The organism is Pedobacter sp. W3I1 (genome assembly GCF_030816015.1).
In the GTDB taxonomy this organism is placed as follows: Bacteria; Bacteroidota; Bacteroidia; order Sphingobacteriales; family Sphingobacteriaceae; genus Pedobacter.
Genome location: NZ_JAUSXN010000001.1, coordinates 2,387,990 through 2,407,354 on the forward strand (window position 1 = coordinate 2,387,990; position 19,365 = coordinate 2,407,354).

A 19,365-nucleotide genomic window follows, 5' to 3' on the forward strand; every position below is an offset into this window, starting at 1 on the left:
TATTATGGTTTGGTTGATGGAATAATTACAGTTTTTATGCATTCATCCAGTTTCGACGAAAATATCCGGTAGCCTTCCGCTATTTCCTCAAGAGGAATCCGGTGTGTGATAAGTCCCTTTGGATCAAGCCTTCCGGATTGTACATGTTCGATCAAACGGGGCAAAAGTCTTTTTACCGATGCCTGGTTTGCTCTCAGGGTAATGCCTTTATTAAGTATATTGCCTATTGGTACGTAATTGAAAGGAGGGCCGTAAACACCCACTACCGATACAATACCGCCTTTCTTCACGGAGTTGATCGCCCATTGCAGTGCGGTTGCGGCACCGGCCTGCATCAGGGTCACTTTACCGGTAAAGGTTTGGAGTAAATTTCCTTCAGCCTCACAACCTACACAGTCAATACACACATCTGCACCATACCAATCGGTAATCTTTTTTAGGAAAACGACCGGATCTTTCATTGATTTAAAGTTGTATGCTTCACATTTTGCATAATTTTTTGCAAACTCTAAACGGTAGTCAATATGGTCGATGATGATTACTCTTGAGGCACCAAAAAACCAGGCACATCTTGCAGCCATTATCCCTATCGGGCCTGCCCCAAACACCACAACCGTATCACCCTCTTTGATGCCGCCCATCTCGGCTGCCTGGTATCCTGTGGGTACAACATCAGTCAATAAAACGGCATCGTCAGGATCCATATCAGGTGGGATGACGGTGGGGCCGATATTCGCATAAGGGACACGTACGTATTCTGCCTGACCTCCGTCAAAGCCGCCGGCAGTGTGCGAATATCCGAAAATCCCACCCACGGCGGTTGCCATCGTATTCGATTCATGGCAGTTTCCGTAAAGGCCCTGTTTGCAGAAATTGCATTTTCCACAGGCAATATTGAAAGGTACAAGTACATGGTCACCGACTTTGACATTGGTCACCAACGGACCGACTTCTTCGATAATTCCTGTAAACTCGTGCCCGAATGTTGAGCCCACGCGTGTGTCTGGTACCATGCCGTGGTAGAGATGGAGATCCGATCCACAGATGCAGGTTCGTGTAACCCGTACAATTGCATCTTCTGGGTGCAGGATTTCTGGCATTGGCCGCTGAACGGTACGAACCCTGTAAGGTCCGCGGTAATTCATTGCTAACATAGTCTTAGTTTTTAGTTTATAATGAAGTGATCATATTCTCTGTTGCTTTCCATTCTGTAAGATCGGCGTGAAGGGCAGTAGGACATATGGAGACCAACGGAAAAGCGGCGCTGATGGTCCGGTCTGTATCGGTTTGACGCTGAAATCCAAATGGAAATTTTTCTGCTGAACAGTGTTGAAGTAATCTGTTGTTTTTGACATTGTCGTAAGTTTGACTTAAAAAAAATAATCCGAAAATTCATCATTTAATGTCTCTGGGGGCTATTATGAGTGAATTACTATAGGTTAGTAACCCCGCCGAAAAGGAAAAAATTCCCATAACTACATGTGGCCAAAAAATCTCCCTATAAAATCCAAAGAGCCAGGGGGAAATAGCCAAAGTAAATCCAAGTACCATGTCCATATCAAGATGGAAAGCCATTGGCAATCTTTTCCATACCCCCATTTCATAGTTCGTAAAGAGAGATAGCAGAATGGCACTTAATGCAGCAATAAAAAAACAGGTTACAGCGGGCCTCACGTTGTTGAAACCCAAGATAAAAGGGGATAAAAACATAATCGCCGCCCATAGATAGTCTATTATTCCATGCAGTTTTCTTGGTAGTTTCTTCATGATCAATGTCAGTTTATATTTTCTGCTTAAAAAAGTCGCCAGGCATAGCTCAGTATACCAGTTTTCACTGTTTCCGCTTATTTACCGACCCTCAACGTGTCCGGTTTTATTACGCTAATGAAAGAACTTGGTTGCCCTGAAACCGTCCAGTGGTTTACTGATAACCACTGTCCTTCAACAAAACCTGATAAACCCGCAGTAGGTTTTACCTAAAATGATAACAGGTATTTATCCGCTTGACATTGAGTACTTCACTTAACTTCCTGCCGTTAAGATATCTTTTATGTTAAAAAATGATTAAATCATAAAGCGAGCAGTTGGTATATTGGGTTTATTCGCCTTTATTTTTAGTTCAGGAAACCTTTTTGGCTATTTTTAGAGTTGCACTGTTGGCTTTTTAAGAAATAAAAATGCACCTTTGCGAACCGTTAATAGAGGATTAAGCATGTAATAAATTAAATTTTGTTTATGGAAGAATTGGTTGTGGAAGAGATTCAGGAACTGCTTGAAAAAGAAAATGATAAGGCTTTAAAGCAATATCTCGATCAACTGAATATTTCGGATGTTGAAGAACTAATTGATGAACTTCCACAATATGCAGCTAAATTTATCGAAACCTTATCCCTCAACAGAGCGGTAAACGTTTTTCGGATTCTGGATTTCCCTACCCAGGAGCGTATCATTAAAAAACTTTCAGGCAATAAACTGAATCAGATCATCAAAGATCTGCCACCTGATGACCGTACCGCACTATTTAGCGAATTAAAAGGCGATGTGGTAAAAAAAATGATTACGCTTTTACCGCCCGAAGAACGTAAAGAATCACTTGCGCTTTTAGGCTATAAAGAAGATAGTATTGGCCGTTTAATGACACCCGATTACATCGCCGTAAAACCCGAATGGTCTATTACAAGAGTTTTGGCACACATCAGGCGTTACGGAAAAAACTCCGAAACCATCGACGTGGTGTATGTAATCGATAAGGAAGGGGTGTTGTTGGATGATATCAGGATCCGCGAGGTTTTACTGGCCGACCCCGAAGCCATCATCGGCGAATTGACCGATAAACGTTTTATTGCTTTAAAAGCAAACGATCCACAGGAAGATGCGATTAACATATTTAGGATGAATAACCGGGTGGCTTTACCTGTAGTAGATGAAAATAATATTCTTTTAGGTATTGTTACTGTTGATGATATTTTGTGGATTGCCAACGAAGAATATACCGAAGATATGCACAAAATTGGGGGTACCGAGGCGCTAGATGAACCTTATCTCGATATCCCGATCCTAAAACTCGTTAAAAAACGTGCAGGCTGGTTAATCGTTCTGTTTTTGGGCGAAATGTTAACCGCAACAGCGATGCAGCATTTCGAAATCGAACTCGAAAAAGCCGTAGTATTATCGCTTTTTATTCCATTAATTATGAGTAGCGGTGGTAACAGTGGTTCTCAGGCTTCAACATTAATTATCCAGGCCATGGCCTTAGGCGAGGTAACCATTGCCGAATGGTGGCGCGTAATGCGCCGCGAGCTCGTTTCAGGGGCTTTGCTGGGCATCATTTTAGGCACAATTGGTTTTATCCGCATTGTAACCTGGCAAGAGTTACACCTTTATAATTATGGTCCACATTGGTTTTTAATCGCAGCTACCATATTTTTCACTCTTGTTGGCATTGTATTATGGGGCAGTTTAATCGGTTCGATGATGCCGATCATATTAAAGAAACTGAAACTCGATCCAGCAACCTCATCAGCACCATTTGTAGCCACCATGGTTGATGTAACCGGAATTGTAATTTATTTCAGTGTAGCCGTATTAATTTTAAAAGGCGTTTTACTTTAAATTTAAATCATGCAAAAGAAAATAACCACACTTTTTACCGATATCGGAGGCGTTTTATTAACCAATGGCTGGGATAGGCATGCAAGGGGAGAGGCTTCGGTACTTTTTAACCTCGATTCAGTTGATCTCGAAGAACGCCATCACCTTACCTTCGATACCTATGAAGTGGGTAAATTAACTCTTGATGAATATTTAGAACGCATCGTTTTCTTCGAAGAACGAAGCTTCAGCTATGATGATTTTAAAGAATTCATGTTCAAAAAATCGCTCCCTTATCCGGAAATGATTCAGTTAATCTGCGATTTAAAAAAGAAATACAGCCTGAAAGTAGCCGTAATCAGTAACGAAGGAAGGGAGTTGAACCAATACCGCATCAATACCTTTAAACTGAACGAGTTTGTCGATTTCTTTGTGTCATCAAGTTTTGTGCATTTCCGTAAACCAGATGCCGATATTTTTAAAGTAGCCATCGATATTTCGCAAAGCGACGTAGAAACGAGTTTATATATAGACGATCGGATGCTTTTTGTACAGGTTGCCGAAGGTTTAGGCTTAAGGGGTATTCATCATACCGATTACGAAGATACCAAATCGCAGCTAGCTGCTTATGGATTAGAGGTTTAATAAATGGATCGTCATCTCGACTGAAGAGCAGCGAAATGGAGAGATCTATTTTCGTGGTGTCAGATGTTACCATCTGACATCCTGAAACTACTTTCTATACAACTGTGTTATTAAGTTGTCAACTCCCGATTTAATAATTCTGTATGCCAACAGTAAAAATATTTTTTTTGAAAAGCAATGGCAGTAGATTTTTTTAAAGTTTGCTCCCGCTTTCTGTTCAAGGCCTGATGAAGAATCAGGCGCTTTCACTGTCAATCGGGTTTATGCGGCAGTATAAGTACTAATATTTAAGGCTGGGAGCAGGAATATAGTTCCGTGTTTTCTGTACTTCTCTAGCGTCCGTCATCCTGAATTTATTTCAGGATCTTTCATGATTGATTTTAGAGTTGTCATCATTTAAGAAATATAAGTTCATTTAAACTTATATGTGCTTACATGCCTGATATGGTTTAAAGTAAATAGAATTGGTTCATCACAGGATCTCCGTTATAGAGCTAGTCATAATTATCTCAATTTATGTCGACGGTAAAAAGTAAAAAATAATGATCTGTGTTAATCTGTATTATCTGTGGTTAATTAACCCTTGCAAATACGCTTCGACTCCGCTCAGCGTGACGATCTGTGCCTTCTCCAGCGTCCGTCATCCTGATCCGATAGCCATCGGATTTATTTCAGGATCTTTCATGATTGATTTTAGAGCTGTTTGCCATTTGAGAAATATAAGTTAAGCTACGGGTTTGAGTGGCAAACTGGCTGCTAAAAAGGCGCAAAAAGGAAACACCTCGCTTAATTATCTGTGTTTATCCGTGTGCATCTGTGGTTAATTCCTGTAATGCTGCTAATCGCGCCTAACAGCATAGCATCTTCCGTGTTTTCCGAGTCTCGGTGGCAAAACCTTCCGCGGCGATGCGCTATAATAAAAAAAGCCACTCTTTCGAATGGCTCTATGTTATTGATGTTTTAAAAAGCCCCTTCAGGGGTTTGGGTAGGCTTAAACATTAAACCTAAAGTGCATAATGTCGCCATCTTCCACTACATAGGTTTTTCCTTCAACACCTAATTTACCAGCATCTTTACAGGCGTTTTCAGAACCTAAGGTTACAAAATCGTTGTATTTAATTACCTCCGCACGGATAAATCCTTTTTCGAAATCAGTATGAATTACGCCGGCAGCTTGCGGGGCTGTAAAACCTTTTGTAATGGTCCAGGCCCTAACTTCTTGTACCCCAGCGGTGAAATAAGTATAAAGGTTTAATAATTTATAAGCCGCGCGGATCAATTTATTTACACCCGATTCAGTTAAGCCTAAATCAGCTAAAAATTCCTGACGCTCTGCGTAGCTATCCAGTTCAGCAATTTCTGATTCAATTTTAGCAGAGATCACCAAAACTTCAGCATTTTCATCCGCAACGTTTGCTTTAACCAAATCAACATATTGATTACCGTTAATTACCGATGCCTCATCAACATTACACACATACATAACCGGTTTTTGGGTAAGTAAGCCTAAATCTTCGATAAAATCGAAATCATCTTGAGCCAAAGCCGCAGTACGGATAGATTTACCTGCTTCTAAATGCGCTTTAACAACCGTTAAGATCTCATAAGTACGTTTAGCATCCTTATCGCCACCGGTTTTAGCCATTTTTTCAACTTTTTGAATACGTTTATCAACCGTATCCAAATCTTTAAGCTGTAGCTCAGTATCAATAATCTCCCGATCACGGATCGGATCAACAGAACCATCTACATGGATTACATTTCCGTCATCAAAACAACGTAAAACGTGAATAATTGCATTGGTAGCGCGGATATTTCCCAAAAACTGGTTACCCAGGCCTTCACCTTTCGATGCACCTTTTACCAAACCTGCAATATCTACAATCTCGATTGTATTTGGTTGTACTTTGTTTGGTTTAACCAACTCGGCCAGTTTGGTTAATCTATCATCAGGTACTGTAATTACGCCAATATTGGGCTCAATAGTACAAAAGGGGAAGTTTGCAGCCTGCGCTTTTGCATTTGATAAACAGTTAAAAAGAGTTGATTTTCCAACATTTGGTAAACCAACTATACCACATTGTAATGCCATTATTTATTAGTCTTTATATCTTTAGTTTTTGGCTATTGGTCCATTGTCTTATGGTCAATAGCCTTGTGTTTCGTTCTCGGGCTTTAGTTTTGGCCATCAACCATTTTACCTTTTTCCGCCTTCCGCCTTAAAATCCGCGCAAAGATAAGCTTTTAAAACCTTTATTTAAACCCTTGCTATTGTATCAAATCTATATTTTATCTAAGTTTAGCCCAAAATAGATAGAGATAAATGGAAGATTTTGAAAATGAAGTGCCCCAGGAAGTAAAATTAGTCGTTACCGAAGAAATGCGGAGCTATTTTTACGATATGAGTAAATGGGCAAGATTTTTATCAGTTGTAGGTTTTGTTATCTCCGCATTTTTAGCCTTAAGTTCATTTGGAATAGGGGCAGCAATAACGGCAAATCCTGGAATGCTTAATCAATTAGGACCATTGGCGAGCATCGGGGCAACGGGAATTACTATATTTTACCTGTTTTTAGCCTTACTTTTTTTTTACCCAAGTTTACTGTTATTACGTTTTTCAGCTAAGGGTAAACAAGGTGTGTTGTTTGGCGATCAGGAAAATTTAAACGATGCCATTGCAAATGTAAAATCGCTTTTTAAGTTTTGGGGCATACTCACCATTGTATTGTTAGTGAGTTATTTTTTGTTAATTCTTGCCATAGCCGTTAGCAGCGTAGGTATAAAATAAATCGTATACAAACAGAAAAGCCTCCTGATTTTAAAAACGGAGGCTTTTTATTGAAATTATAATTACTTAAAAAGTAAAATCGTCGCTTGCTTTAGTGCTATGTTCTCCATTTTCAGAATATTCATAACGTTTTTCAACAACATCTTGGTGAGTTTTGATGTAATCAACAGTTTCGTTTAGTCCCTCTGCAAATTTTTCGAAATCTTCTTTGTATAAGAAGATTTTATGTTTTACAAACACACCGTCTTCTAATCTTTTCTTGCTCTCGGTAACTGTTAAATAATAATCACCCGATCTTGTAGCCTTCACGTCGAAGAAATAAGTTCTCTTACCTGCTCTTACTTTCTTTGAAAAAACTTCTTCTCTTTCCTTGTTGTCGAATTCTCCCATGGTTGGTATTGATGTTGGTTTTTGGTTTCGGTAAATATAAAGCAAATATTTAAAGTTCAAAATACAATTTTAATACAATTTAAATAGTTCTTGTTTCTTCCTCCAAAAGCTGGTGGTTGTAAAGCTCGGTATAGCTGCCATTTAAACTAAGTAATTCATTGTGTGTGCCTTGTTCAATGATTTTGCCGTTATCCAGCACTAAAATCTTATCTGCATTTTTAATGGTCGAAATCCTGTGCGCAATTAAAATACTTGTTTTCCCAGCCATGATTTTACCCAGGTTTTGTAGTATTTCCTCCTCGGTTTTAGTATCAACCGCCGAAAGACAATCATCGAAGATTAAAATTTTTGGCGATTTAATCAATGCTCTTGCGATAGAGACGCGTTGTTTTTGTCCTCCAGAGAGCGTAATTCCACGCTCACCCAGCATCGTCTCGAATTTTTCTTCGAAGCCGATAATATTGGTATAAACCGAGGCATTTTTTGCTGCCGTATGCACTTCTTCATCGGTAACTTGGTCTAAACCAAAGGCTATATTGTTTTTTATGGTGTCCGAAAAAAGGAAAACCTCTTGCGGTACAAAGCCAACCTGGCTACGGTAATCTTTAAGATTGAGTGCTTTTATATTCTTTCCATCGATATCTATTGCGCCATTTTCTACATCATACATCCGCATAATCAGATTAGCCAATGTCGATTTTCCTGACCCTGTCTTCCCGATAATGGCTACAAATTCGCCACTATTGATCTCAAAATTCACATCCCTTAAGGCCTCAATGCCCGTATCTGGGTAGGTAAAACTCACATGATCGAATTTGATATTGCCCGTAAGCTCAATTTCTACAGTTTCTTTCGACTGGATGTCGGATGGGATATCTAAAAACTCGTTTATCCTTTTTTGCGATGCAGCAGCCCGCTGGATTAAAGAGGTAACCCAACCCAACATGGTTACCGGAAAGGTTAACTGGTTGATGTAAATGATAAATTCGGCAATATTCCCTGCAGTGATGCTGCCATTCATTACCTGGATACCGCCAATATATATGGTTAAAATGGTACTCAATCCAATTAATAGAAGCATGGTAGGATAAAACAAAGCCGATACTTTAACCAGGCTCATCGAATCCTTTTTATAGTCATTGCTCTGGATGGAGAACATGTTTCGGGTGTAATCTTCGCGGACATATGATTTAATGATCCTGATCCCCGAGAAACGCTCCTGTACAAAACTGGAAAGATCTGATAAACGTTCCTGTATCTTCCCGCTTTTTTTGAAGATCAGCGTATTTACATAATAGATAATCACCACTAGGAAAGGAAGGGGCAACAGGCAATAAATGGCCAGTTTGGCATTTACATCAAACATCGACCAGATAATAAGCACAGATAAAACAAAAGTGTTAATCGTGTACATAATCGCCGGACCAACGTACATTCTCACCCGGTTAACATCTTCTGTAGCGCGGTTCATTAAATCGCCGGTATTATTTCTGCGGTAAAAACCTAAGCTCAGCTCCTGATAATGTTGGTAGATATCGTTCTTCATATCAAACTCTATATGCCGCGACATTAAAATAATGGTTTGACGCATAAAGAACAGAAACAACCCCCTCAATAAATAAAGTGCAATAACCAGCAACCCAAAATATAAAAGGTTGCTGCTAAATATGTCGTAAATGATGGCCTGCCGATCAAAACCATAAAAGAGATTAAATATCTGAATGTTTTCGGTAATCAGATCAACTGCATAGCCAATTACCTGAGCAGGCACTACCCCAAAAATATTAGAAATTACCACGAAAATACTTCCGGGTATAATCCACCATTTGTATTTAAGAAAGTATTTGTTTAATCGGCTTAAATGTTTCATTCCATACAAACTTAGATAATTTTGTTATTTCATGATGCATATTTGTTTATTCGGCAATAAGCTTTAAAAAATAATGACATTGTTGGCGCAAAATATTATTTGTAGGGTTTGTTTAAATGTCTTTGTTTTTTGAAAACGAGTGGTTCTGCCTTTCATCGCTATAACAGTCCTGCTATCATTTCAAGCCGATGAAGAATCGGGCTTTGCATTCCTATCAGGTTTATTTAACCAGGAGCAGTAGGGTTCGGTTCAATGAAATCTGTTGTCAGTTTAATTATAGAGAAAAGCATTGGATATTTATCTCATTCGCTTCTCACGCCTTGGTTCGTGTCCTCACGAACCAATCGTTAGTGGATTTATCTAAGTTTTTTGAATCATTTACCTTCAGCCTATAACGTTTTAAAAACCTCAAAGGTTTATTAATTTAGCCAGAACCGAATTAATTTCATTAAATACTTACGCCTTGGTTTCGTGTACTCACGAACCAATCATTAGTGGATTTAACCAGGTTTTTTTGAATCATTTACCTTCAGCCTATAACGTTTTAAAAATCTCAAAGGTTTATTAATTTAGCCAGAACCGAATATATTTTGTTATAGTTTCGTTAAATACATGTAATAATGGTTTTTTATTTTAATTTTGCAGCAGGTTAGCCGAACGTTCAATATGCCAGCAAATTCTCCGTCAGATTTTTCAATTTTAGATCAATTAAGTGTCTATGGGCATAAAAAATTGGTTTTTTGCAACGATCCAGATACAGGTTTAAAAGCAATTATTGCTATACACGATACCACATTGGGTCCTGCTTTAGGCGGAACACGCATGTGGAGTTATAGTACTGAAGGCGAAGCTTTAGAAGATGCGCTGCGTTTATCGCGGGGAATGACTTACAAGGCAGCGATAACGGGATTGAATCTGGGTGGTGGAAAAGGCGTAATTATCGGCGATTCCAGAAAAGACAAAACAGAAACTTTAATGCGTAGCTACGGTAGGTTTATTAAAAACCTAAATGGCGAATTTATCACTGCAGAAGAAATGGGTACCAATACACGCGATATGGAATATATCCGTATGGAAACCAATTATGTTACCGGTGTTCCCGAATCAATTGGTGGTGCTGGTAATCCGGCTCCTTTTACTGCACAGGGTGTTTATTTAGGCATTAAAGCCAGTGTTAAAGAAGTTTTCGGTACAGATATGCTTGCCGGAAGAACCATTGTAGTTCAAGGTATCGGAAATGTTGGTGAACACCTGGTTGCGTTATTGAGAAAAGAAAATGCCGAAGTTTTGATTAGCGATATTAATCAGGAGCAACTCACTTATGTTGCCCGGAAATATAAAGCAAAACCGATCGAGGCTGATAAAATTTTTACAACTGATGCCGATGTATATGCGCCATGTGCAATGGGCGCTACAGTAAACAACAAAACCATCGAAAAAATGAAATTTGCAATTATTGCAGGTTCAGCAAACAATCAGTTAAAAGATGAGGTTTTAGATAGCGAATTGCTTTTGAAGAAAGGAATTTTATTTGCACCGGATTATTTAATCAATGCTGGTGGATTGATTTCTTGCTACTCTGAGTTAACGGGCTTTGGTAAAAAACGTACAGTGCAGCTTACCGAGAATATTTACGATGCAACCCGCAGTGTAATTAAATTAAGTAAAGCTGAAAGTATATCAACAAATATTGCTGCAAACCGCATTGCTGAAAAAAGGATTGCAGATGTTAAAAAAATTAAATCGTCATATTAAATCATAATTATTAAAACAGGTTTTAAAAAACCGCACTCGTTCTTACATTCATGTTAAACAGAAGGCACTTAAGAATCAAAGCTTTGCAAAATATTTTTGCTTGGCACATGGCAGACAAAAAAGACATTAAAGGTGATTTGAAAACTTTAATGCAGAGCATCGATAGCGTGTACGAAATGTACATCTGGATGTTATCTTTAATGGTAGAAGTTACCGAATTTACTGCTAACGACGCCGCAGAGCGCGCAAATAAGTTTATCAAAACAGCAGAGGATATTAATCCTAACATGAAATTGCTACACAATAAGTTTAGCGTTTTAATGCAGCAGAACCCTGAGTACGTTTCTGCAGTTAAAAAATACAAAGTAGACTGGGGTTTCGATCCGGAAATTCGTAAAACAGTTTACAATTCCTTAAAAGCATCAAAAGAATATGCCGATTATCTTGTCGATCCTAACGAAAGTTTAGAATCATCAAAAGATATTATCAAATACATTTTCCGGAAAATCATCTTAAAAAACCAGGCCATTTTGCAGGTTTTTGAAGAGAAATTTATCAACTGGCAGGTAGATCACGAAGTGATGAAAGGTATGGTGGCTAAAACCTTGAAAAACTTTACATCCGAAGATCCTTTCAAAAATAAATTGACCGAAATTAGTGCCGATTGGGTTGAAGACAGCAAATTTGTTCAGGATCTTTTTGTACATACTTTGCAGAACGATGCAAAATATCAGGAAATGATTGCCGATAGAACCAAAAACTGGGAATCAGAACGTATTGCATTAATGGATACCATTTTAATGAAAATGGCCATTTGCGAATTGTTAAACTTTCCATCTATTCCGGTTAAAGTAACCATTAACGAATATTTAGAGTTATCAAAAGATTACAGTACACCGAAGAGTAATTCATTTATTAACGGTATTTTAGACAAAATTTTAGGCGATCTTAAGAAAAACAATACCATTAAAAAGATTGGCCGCGGATTAATCGAAGATTAAAAATGAAAAGAACATTTATCCTGGCAATTGCTGCACTTTCATTCGGAGCATGTCGTAATGCCAATAATCAAACTAAAGAAACGGCTACAGCTGTTTCGGTTGGTAACGATACATCAAAAACAGCTAAAGTTGCCCCGGCAGATGCGCCTGTTATTGTTTTCGAACGCGATATTTTCGATTTCGGTAAAATAACGCAAGGCGAAAAAGTTAAGCACGATTTCAAACTTAAAAATACAGGTAAGAGCCCACTAATTGTTTCAAATGCAACAGCAACCTGTGGATGTACCATTCCGCAGGTACCGGGCGAGCCAATTTTACCTGGTAAAGAAGGTGTCATCAGCGTAGTTTTTAATAGCGAAGGTAAAATGGGCATGCAGGATAAAGTAGTAACCGTTACTTCAAATGCTAATCCAACAGTAACCACTGTTCATTTGGTAGGAGAGGTACTTGCTAAAAAATAAATTGGTTTGATCGTTTATGGCAGCAATCCATAATGATAAACTATTCACAAAAAAACAAATAAAAAAGAAATGACATTAACAGTAATTTTAGATGCAGCAGCAGGTGGTAGTAACATGCTAACTACAATTGTACCAATGGTATTAATCATGGTAGTTTTCTACTTTTTCATGATCCGCCCGCAAGTTAAAAAAGCTAAAGACCATAAAAAATTGGTTGCAGAATTGAAAAAAGGAGATAAAATTGTGACTACTGCGGGTATTCACGGCCGTATTGCCGATATGAATGAAACAACTTTCTTGATCGAAGTTGAAGGTGGTGTGAAAATCCGTTTCGATAAATCAGCAGTTTCTTTAGATGCAACCAAAGCAGTTGTAGCGCCTAAAGCCTAATAAATTAATAAAATTTAAGCGCAGTCCCGAAAACTTTCGGGACTGTTTTTGTTTTACTACATTTGATTAAATGCATTTTGGATAATATTTTTCCAGTTTAAAGCTAACATTAAATTTATTATGCCCTTCATTAGGTTAACGAAGATTGAAAAAAGACGTGTATTTAGCTTATTGGCCTGCTTGCTGTTGGCTATAGCTGCATGGCTTTTTATGGCATTAAACAACAAGTATATTTATGTAGCTAAAACGGTATTAGTTTTTAAAAATACCCCCACCAAAAGAGCATTTTATCCTTTACAATCCGATACGATAGATTTACAGGTAGAAGGAACAGGCTGGCAGTTACTGTTTGCCCGTTTAAGGATCAGTCCACCTTCTGTTTCTGTTAACCTGAGCCAGCTCAATACCAAAGATTTTATCGTTTTTTCCGATCAGCTTTTCAATATCAACAGGCAGTTAGAAAGTACGCAAAAGGTAATTTCTGTTAAGCCCGATACCCTGTATTTCGATTTCACCAAACGCGTAGTGAAAAAAGTTCCCGTAAAATTGATTGATAAACTGAGCTTTGAAAAGCAATATGGTATTTCCAGTGAAATTATCCTCAATCCGAAATATGTAAAGGTAGCTGGTCCGTTAGAAGAGCTTTCAAAAATAAAATTTTGGCCAACCGATACGCTTAAACAGGATAAAATACAGAGTAGTAGTACTACCAGAGTAGCTTTACAGCACAGTATCCATAAAAATGTAAGCATCTATCCATCATCTGTAGAGGTTAAACTCCCTGTTGATGAATTTACTGAAAAAACGATCGAGGTACCTCTAAAAATCACCAATAATCGAAGCTATAACAGCATTAAACTTTATCCTAAAAAAGTTAAAGTTACCTTTTTAGTGGCCTTAAGTAATTACGATCAGGTTGATGAGAGTTTTATTACCGCTACTATTGATGTTGATGAATGGCAAAATTTAAGGCATCGACAGTTTAGGGTTAATATAACCGAATTTCCAGATTATTGTAAATTGGTGAGTGTCATTCCTTCTAAAATAGATTTCATTGTAGAAAAATAATGTATAAAGTAGGTATAACAGGCGGCATAGGAAGTGGTAAAACAACTGCTTGCAAGGTTTTTGAAGTATTGGGAATCCCTGTGTTTTATGCCGATACCGTTGCCAAAGAAATCATGTGCACGGATGTATTGTTGATGGAGGGGATTAAATCTACTTTCGGAAAAGAAAGTTATTTTGAAGATGGGAAACTGAATAACAAACATATTGCCGGCATCGTTTTTAATAACGATGAAAAGCTTGCAAAATTAAATGCATTGGTTCATCCGGCAGTTTTTAGAGCATTTGATGCCTGGGAAGCAACCATTCCTTCAACAGTTCCTTATACTTTAAAAGAAGCAGCAATACTGTTCGAAAGCGGTTCTTATAAATTGTGCGATACTACAATTTTGATTATCGCCCCTTACGAAGTTAAATTAAAGCGTTTAATGCAACGCGATGGTGTTACTGAAGAGCAAGTGATGGCCCGCATGGATAAACAGCTCAGCGATGAAGAAAAGACAAAAATGGCCGATCATTTTATTGTTAATGATGAGCAGCAATCCATAATCGAACAGGTTTTAGCTTTACACCGGGAATTTCTTAAGTCGGCCAAAAAATCAAACAGCACCAACGCTTAATCTACTTAAATCATACCATCCTTAAATCCTATTTATCCTATCATGATTTTAGAAGATTTTATTGCCATTACCCCAACTGGTTTATATTGTGTTTACGGTGATTTTTACCTCGATCCGCAACAGCCGGTTAAAGAAGCGGTGGTTTCACATGCGCATGGCGATCATGCTATTGGAGGAAGCCAGAATGTGTACTGTACTGCTGCTACTGCAACTTTTATGAAACACCGTTACCGCAAATTTGCAGCGGTAGATTTTTATACCAAAAGTTATCATGAGCCCTTCAAAATAAAAGAGGTTACTATTACTTTTTATTCTGCCGGACATATTTTGGGCTCTGCACAGATTTTAATGGAGTATAAGGGGGTAAAGTACCTTTATACTGGTGATTATAAGATTGAACCGGATAATACATGCGAGCCTTTTGAATTTGTAGAAGCAGACGTGTTGATTACGGAAAGTACCTTTGCTAATCCAGAAACCAAACATCCTTCACCAATAGCCGAAATTCAAAAGCTGAACGAAACCAATACGAATATCATGCTGGGTGCTTATGCATTGGGTAAAAGCCAGCGCATTATCCAGCTGCTCAACGAGCATTGCCCTACGAAGAACATTATGGTGCACCATAGCATTATGCCTTTTGTTAAAATCTATGAAGATTATGGCATGAAAGTAGGAAATTACAAAATGTACGATAGAAAGGTTATGAAAAATAATCAGGAAAATCAGGTTTATATTGTGCCACCAATGGTTTTTCATAGTTACCATAAGGCGATTAATGTAGTACGCGCCTTTGCCTCCGGATGGAAGAACCTGCAGCAGCAAAACGGGATTTCACTTTATATTTCTGATCATGCAGATTGGGATGCAATTTTAGAAACCATAGAAAAAGTTAAACCAAAACAGGTATGGACTTTACATGGTGATGGTAAACAGCTTAAAGATCATTTTAAAAATAAGCTGGAAGTTAAAATACTTAATAGTAAAAATGATTGATTGAGAGAGTTAGAGAATGATTTGAATGAAGATGATATGACTTAAAAATCTCATTCACTCATTCAAATTCGCTCATTCTCTAATTCAACAATTCTCTCATTCAATAATTATGTTAAAAGAAGGCGAAGATTTTTACTTTAACGAAGATGGACTGATGGTTTTTACCGAATCCTACCATCTAAAGCGTGGTTATTGCTGCAAAAATAAGTGTAAGCACTGTCCATGGGGTTATGGGAAGAAGAAAGCGAAGAAGTGATGCAGTTGGTAATTGGCAGTTTTCAGTTTACATTTCTCAACTTTGTTTACAAACTCATTTCTCCTTACTAAAGCGAACATGATCATAAATGTCGCTTAACGCTATATCAAACCCCATCGAAACAAGATTTAGCATATCAGAAATCTCTTCATGTTTGTGGAGTGCCCAATTTTGCTCATCATCAATGTAATAAGCCTCTACCAACACAGATTCCGAATCGATCATAATGTATTCTCTTAATGATGGAATATCTTTATACAAATTAAATTTTTTGCCCCTGTCGTAATTTTTAGTTGATGGAGATAGGATTTCGATGATCACAGTGGGTAAAATTGAAGTGTCTACATCAACATCGCTATGCGCTAGACCATTACAATAAATGGAAATATCAGGATAGGTAAATAACGTATTCTCGGGAATATTCATCCGTTTATCACTTCCATAGGGCCTGCATGGCGTGCCTTTGAGCTTATAAGCTATTTCTCCAAAAACATTGCTGAAAATCTCATTGTGATTATCACCAGCGCCAGACATTGCAAATATTTCACCTTGAAAATACTCATGCTTTTCTTGCGATTCTTTTTCCATCTCAAGGTATTCCTCAACAGTATAATGCCTTTTTTGATAGGCCAAAACAGGTTCATTTATAATCTCATCCATATCATAATTTATTGAATTGGTACGAAAGGTTAATGGTTTAAATTGCCCAATTGAAGTTGTGAGCGGAATCACATTGCAGCGCTAAAGGAAATATGGTTATAAATATCGGTTAAGGCTACGTCGAATCCCATCGAAACGAGATTTAGTATATCAGAAATCTCTTCGTGTTTATGGAGTACCCAATTTTGCTCATCATCAATGTAATAAGCCTCTACCAACACAGATTCCGAATCGATCATGATGTATTCCTTTAATGATGGAATATCTTTATACAGGTTAAATTTTTTCCCTCTGTCATAATTTTTGGTTGATGGCGATAGGATTTCGATTATTACGGTTGGTTGCAGAATAGTGTCTCCATCTTCACTTAAATGTTTGATTTCGTTACAGTATATAGAAATATCTGGATAAGTAAACAAGGTGTTTTCTGAGATATTCATTCTCATATCACTTCCAAAAGGAATGCATTTCGAACCTTTTAATTTAAAGAAAAGGGGGCCGAAAATATTTGAAAATATAAGATTATGATTAAAGGTCGCACCAGACATTGCAAATATTTCACCTTGAAAATACTCATGCTTTACTGTTGATGCTTTTTCCATCTCCAGGTATTCTTCAATAGTATAATGCCTTTTTTGGTAAGCTACAGCAGGTTCGTTTACAATCTCATCCATATACTAATTTACAGATGTTTATTCATAAAAGTTAAATGTATAAACGATTAAACGTTTAAAACGGATATCGGTTGATTAATCGGTTAACTTCAAATTGCCAACTAAGAACTGCTAACTGAAAACTGCCAACTGAATTAATGTCCGGCAAAGAAACCAATTAATGCTACACCAATTCCAAATAAAACGGCAATCATTTTACGGGTATTAATTTTATGATCGGCACTCGATTCGAATAATATAGTGGTAGAAATGTGTAAGAAAATACCAATTACAATGCCCATAATTTTATTGAAATAGGCATCTAAACCGCCAATGGTTCCGTTGCTTAAGCCAACACTTACATAAAAGCCAAGGGGCGCCATAATGGCAAACACAATCAGATAAAATACAATGCTGCTTTTTTTAAAATGATTCTGCATTAATATACTGGCTAATGCAAAGGCTGCAGGAATATGGTGTAACGAAATTCCAAAAATAAGTTCATTGTGCTGTTCTTTTGCTAAAGGCATTCCCTCTAAAAAAGCATGCAAACACAAACTGATCATAATTCCAAAGGGAAATATATGCCCGTCGTGATGTTTATGGATGTGCCCATGTTCTACACCTTCTGAAAACTGTTCTAAGAAAATTTGTAATAAGAAGCCAATCAGGATGAAAATGCCAATCTGCCATTTATCAGGCCCGCTGTAGGCATCAGGAATTAAATGTAAAACCGTAATGGCAAATAAATAGGCTCCACTAAAAGATAAAATCAGTTTAAGTAATTTAGATTTATCACTTTTTACCAAAAAAATAGCGGTTCCGCCTAAAAAGGCACAAAAAAAGAGTACGCAGAGTTTCCAGATTTCCATAAGTTAAAAATCAGGTTGTAATTTTTTAAATATTCTCGAACAGATAATGCCTATTGTTATGCCTAGCAAAGCGCCAATAGTTACATCAACAGGATAATGAACGCCAACATATACCTGCGCAAAACTGATGATAAATGCCCAGAATATACCAATGGGTAAAATAGGCTTCCATCTGCTATAAAAAAGGCAGATCAAAAAAACAGCTATAGCAAAATGATTGGTAGCGTGCGCCGATGGAAAACTTAAACCGCTTCCACAGGGAACACGGTGGATGATATCGTTCGCCAAACTTAAATCATTGCAAGGCCTTACACGCGATACCAAAGGTTTTACAACCCTCGAGGCGATTAAATCACCCATAGCAAAAGTAAACAGTACCATGCCAATGATATAATAACCTTGTTTTTTATACTGCTTGATGCAAAAAACAACAATAAAAAGGTAAAGTGGCGACCAAAAGAAACGGTTGCGCATTAAAGGCATCAACCAATCAAAAAAGCCGTTTGAAAGTCCACGGTGGATTTTCAAAAACAATTCTACATCAAATTGCTGTATGCTTTCCATCATGCTTTTTTACAGATTAAGATTAACCGGTCAGAACTGTTTTCGTCAAAATCCGCTAGGCCATAACTGCCAAAGGTTTTTTCGATAATCATCCCCGCTTTGTTCAACATACGCTTAAAATCTTCAAAACTAAATGCCTGTACCCGCTCTTCGAAATTATATATCTTTTGTTTGTCTTCGAAATTTATCTTTTTAATAATTTTCCCGTCAATAACATTTTTGGTGATGTGAAAAGTTATGCCATCGAGTGATTTCGTTTCACATGAATTTAAATTGCGAATGATCTTTTCGGTGTTAAAATAATCCAGCACCAAAATACCATCGGCGGTTAAACATTTGCGAAAAGTTTTAAGCGCATTTACATGGTCTTTTTCTGTGTCAAAATAACCAAAACTGGTAAACAGATTTAAGGCTATATCAAAATAATTGATGTAAAACAGTCTCCGCATGTCGTGAACAAGGAAGTGTAATTTGGTGTTTTCGAATTGCTTGGCGTATTTTATGCTTTGTTCTGACAGGTCTATTCCGGTAACATCAAAGCCTTTTTTATTCAGGTAAATAGAATGTCGGCCTTTTCCACAGGCAATATCCAACATTTTGGCATCGGCCTTTGGGTGAAGAAAATGCGTAAGTTTATCAATGAAAAACTCGGCTTCAGCATCATTTCGTTGTTGATATAGAATATGATAATATGGCGAATTAAACCAATATTGAAACCACTTGCGCTGCATATAAAAGCCGTTTGTATCTTAAAAAGATGCAAATATAAGGTTTTACAATCGCTAGTA

Annotated in this window: 21 protein-coding genes; 11 read left to right on the top strand and 10 right to left on the bottom strand. The window is 37.5% G+C overall.

Features of this window, described 5'->3' with window-relative positions:
* Positions 1–2 precede the first annotated feature (2 nt).
* Positions 3–1,154 (bottom strand): zinc-dependent alcohol dehydrogenase, encoded by a 1,152-nt coding sequence (locus tag QF042_RS10005; protein WP_307527830.1) that lies wholly within the window; start codon positions 1,152–1,154, stop codon positions 3–5.
* Between the two features lie 241 nt (positions 1,155–1,395).
* Positions 1,396–1,767, bottom strand: a complete 372-nt coding sequence (locus tag QF042_RS10010) for an SPW repeat protein (RefSeq protein ID WP_307527832.1) — start codon at positions 1,765–1,767, stop codon at positions 1,396–1,398.
* A gap of 468 nt (positions 1,768–2,235) precedes the next feature.
* Here QF042_RS10010 and mgtE point away from each other — a divergent pair, with 468 nt between their 5' ends.
* Both mgtE and QF042_RS10020 read left to right on the top strand, forming a co-directional pair.
* Positions 2,236–3,612 (top strand): magnesium transporter, encoded by a 1,377-nt coding sequence (gene mgtE, locus QF042_RS10015; RefSeq protein WP_029275973.1) that lies wholly within the window; start codon positions 2,236–2,238, stop codon positions 3,610–3,612.
* Between the two features lie 9 nt (positions 3,613–3,621).
* On the top strand, positions 3,622–4,236 hold the full coding sequence (locus QF042_RS10020; protein ID WP_307527836.1) for an HAD hydrolase-like protein: 615 nt from the start codon (positions 3,622–3,624) through the stop codon (positions 4,234–4,236).
* 991 nt (positions 4,237–5,227) lie between these two features.
* Here QF042_RS10020 and ychF read toward each other — a convergent pair.
* On the bottom strand, positions 5,228–6,328 hold the full coding sequence (gene ychF / locus QF042_RS10025; RefSeq protein ID WP_307527838.1) for a redox-regulated ATPase YchF: 1,101 nt from the start codon (positions 6,326–6,328) through the stop codon (positions 5,228–5,230).
* A 231-nt stretch (positions 6,329–6,559) separates the two neighbouring features.
* Between ychF and QF042_RS10030 the strand changes: the two genes are divergently transcribed.
* Positions 6,560–7,024: a hypothetical protein gene (locus tag QF042_RS10030; protein ID WP_307527841.1), complete on the top strand. Its 465-nt coding sequence runs from the start codon at positions 6,560–6,562 to the stop codon at positions 7,022–7,024.
* Positions 7,025–7,090: 66 nt separating this feature from the next.
* Here QF042_RS10030 and QF042_RS10035 read toward each other — a convergent pair whose 3' ends face one another.
* Together QF042_RS10035 and QF042_RS10040 are read right to left on the bottom strand one after the other, a co-directional pair.
* Positions 7,091–7,414, bottom strand: coding sequence for a DUF3276 family protein (locus QF042_RS10035; RefSeq protein WP_029275977.1), 324 nt, complete (start codon positions 7,412–7,414; stop codon positions 7,091–7,093).
* Between the two features lie 79 nt (positions 7,415–7,493).
* Positions 7,494–9,284 carry an ABC transporter ATP-binding protein gene (locus tag QF042_RS10040; RefSeq protein WP_307527842.1) on the bottom strand — a complete coding sequence of 597 codons (1,791 nt, stop codon included), beginning with the start codon at positions 9,282–9,284 and terminating at the stop codon, positions 7,494–7,496.
* Between the two features lie 666 nt (positions 9,285–9,950).
* Between QF042_RS10040 and QF042_RS10045 the strand changes: the two genes are divergently transcribed.
* From QF042_RS10045 to QF042_RS10080, 8 genes are all read left to right on the top strand, one after another.
* Entirely contained in the window at positions 9,951–11,039 is a 1,089-nt protein-coding gene (locus tag QF042_RS10045; protein ID WP_307527844.1) for a Glu/Leu/Phe/Val dehydrogenase, read from the top strand.
* A 50-nt stretch (positions 11,040–11,089) separates the two neighbouring features.
* A complete protein-coding gene (gene nusB / locus QF042_RS10050) occupies positions 11,090–12,040 on the top strand; it encodes a transcription antitermination factor NusB (protein WP_307527845.1) in 951 nt (316 codons plus the stop codon).
* Between the two features lie 2 nt (positions 12,041–12,042).
* Positions 12,043–12,501 (top strand): DUF1573 domain-containing protein, encoded by a 459-nt coding sequence (locus QF042_RS10055; RefSeq protein WP_307527847.1) that lies wholly within the window; start codon positions 12,043–12,045, stop codon positions 12,499–12,501.
* Between the two features lie 69 nt (positions 12,502–12,570).
* Positions 12,571–12,891 (top strand): preprotein translocase subunit YajC, encoded by a 321-nt coding sequence (gene yajC, locus QF042_RS10060; protein ID WP_307527850.1) that lies wholly within the window; start codon positions 12,571–12,573, stop codon positions 12,889–12,891.
* A 120-nt stretch (positions 12,892–13,011) separates the two neighbouring features.
* Positions 13,012–13,959, top strand: coding sequence for a YbbR-like domain-containing protein (locus QF042_RS10065; RefSeq protein WP_307527852.1), 948 nt, complete (start codon positions 13,012–13,014; stop codon positions 13,957–13,959).
* Positions 13,959–14,576, top strand: a complete 618-nt coding sequence (gene coaE / locus QF042_RS10070) for a dephospho-CoA kinase (protein WP_307527853.1) — start codon at positions 13,959–13,961, stop codon at positions 14,574–14,576. Before QF042_RS10065 ends, coaE begins: the two co-directional genes overlap by 1 nt.
* Before the next feature lie 42 nt (positions 14,577–14,618).
* The gene (locus QF042_RS10075; protein WP_307527855.1) at positions 14,619–15,572 is read left to right on the top strand and encodes an exonuclease; all 954 of its coding nucleotides are present in this window, start codon (positions 14,619–14,621) and stop codon (positions 15,570–15,572) included.
* Between the two features lie 109 nt (positions 15,573–15,681).
* Positions 15,682–15,828: a DUF5522 domain-containing protein gene (locus tag QF042_RS10080; protein WP_307527857.1), complete on the top strand. Its 147-nt coding sequence runs from the start codon at positions 15,682–15,684 to the stop codon at positions 15,826–15,828.
* 54 nt (positions 15,829–15,882) lie between these two features.
* Here QF042_RS10080 and QF042_RS10085 read toward each other — a convergent pair whose 3' ends face one another.
* From QF042_RS10085 to QF042_RS10105, 5 genes are all read right to left on the bottom strand, one after another.
* Positions 15,883–16,488 (bottom strand): Uma2 family endonuclease, encoded by a 606-nt coding sequence (locus tag QF042_RS10085; RefSeq protein ID WP_307527859.1) that lies wholly within the window; start codon positions 16,486–16,488, stop codon positions 15,883–15,885.
* Between the two features lie 68 nt (positions 16,489–16,556).
* Positions 16,557–17,162: a Uma2 family endonuclease gene (locus tag QF042_RS10090; protein ID WP_307527861.1), complete on the bottom strand. Its 606-nt coding sequence runs from the start codon at positions 17,160–17,162 to the stop codon at positions 16,557–16,559.
* A 134-nt stretch (positions 17,163–17,296) separates the two neighbouring features.
* Positions 17,297–18,013 carry a ZIP family metal transporter gene (locus QF042_RS10095; protein WP_307527864.1) on the bottom strand — a complete coding sequence of 239 codons (717 nt, stop codon included), beginning with the start codon at positions 18,011–18,013 and terminating at the stop codon, positions 17,297–17,299.
* A 3-nt stretch (positions 18,014–18,016) separates the two neighbouring features.
* On the bottom strand, positions 18,017–18,580 hold the full coding sequence (locus QF042_RS10100) for a phosphatase PAP2 family protein (RefSeq protein ID WP_307527866.1): 564 nt from the start codon (positions 18,578–18,580) through the stop codon (positions 18,017–18,019).
* Positions 18,577–19,308 (bottom strand): bifunctional 2-polyprenyl-6-hydroxyphenol methylase/3-demethylubiquinol 3-O-methyltransferase UbiG, encoded by a 732-nt coding sequence (locus QF042_RS10105; RefSeq protein ID WP_307527867.1) that lies wholly within the window; start codon positions 19,306–19,308, stop codon positions 18,577–18,579. Before QF042_RS10105 ends, QF042_RS10100 begins: the two co-directional genes overlap by 4 nt.
* Between the last annotated feature and the right edge of the window lie 57 nt (positions 19,309–19,365).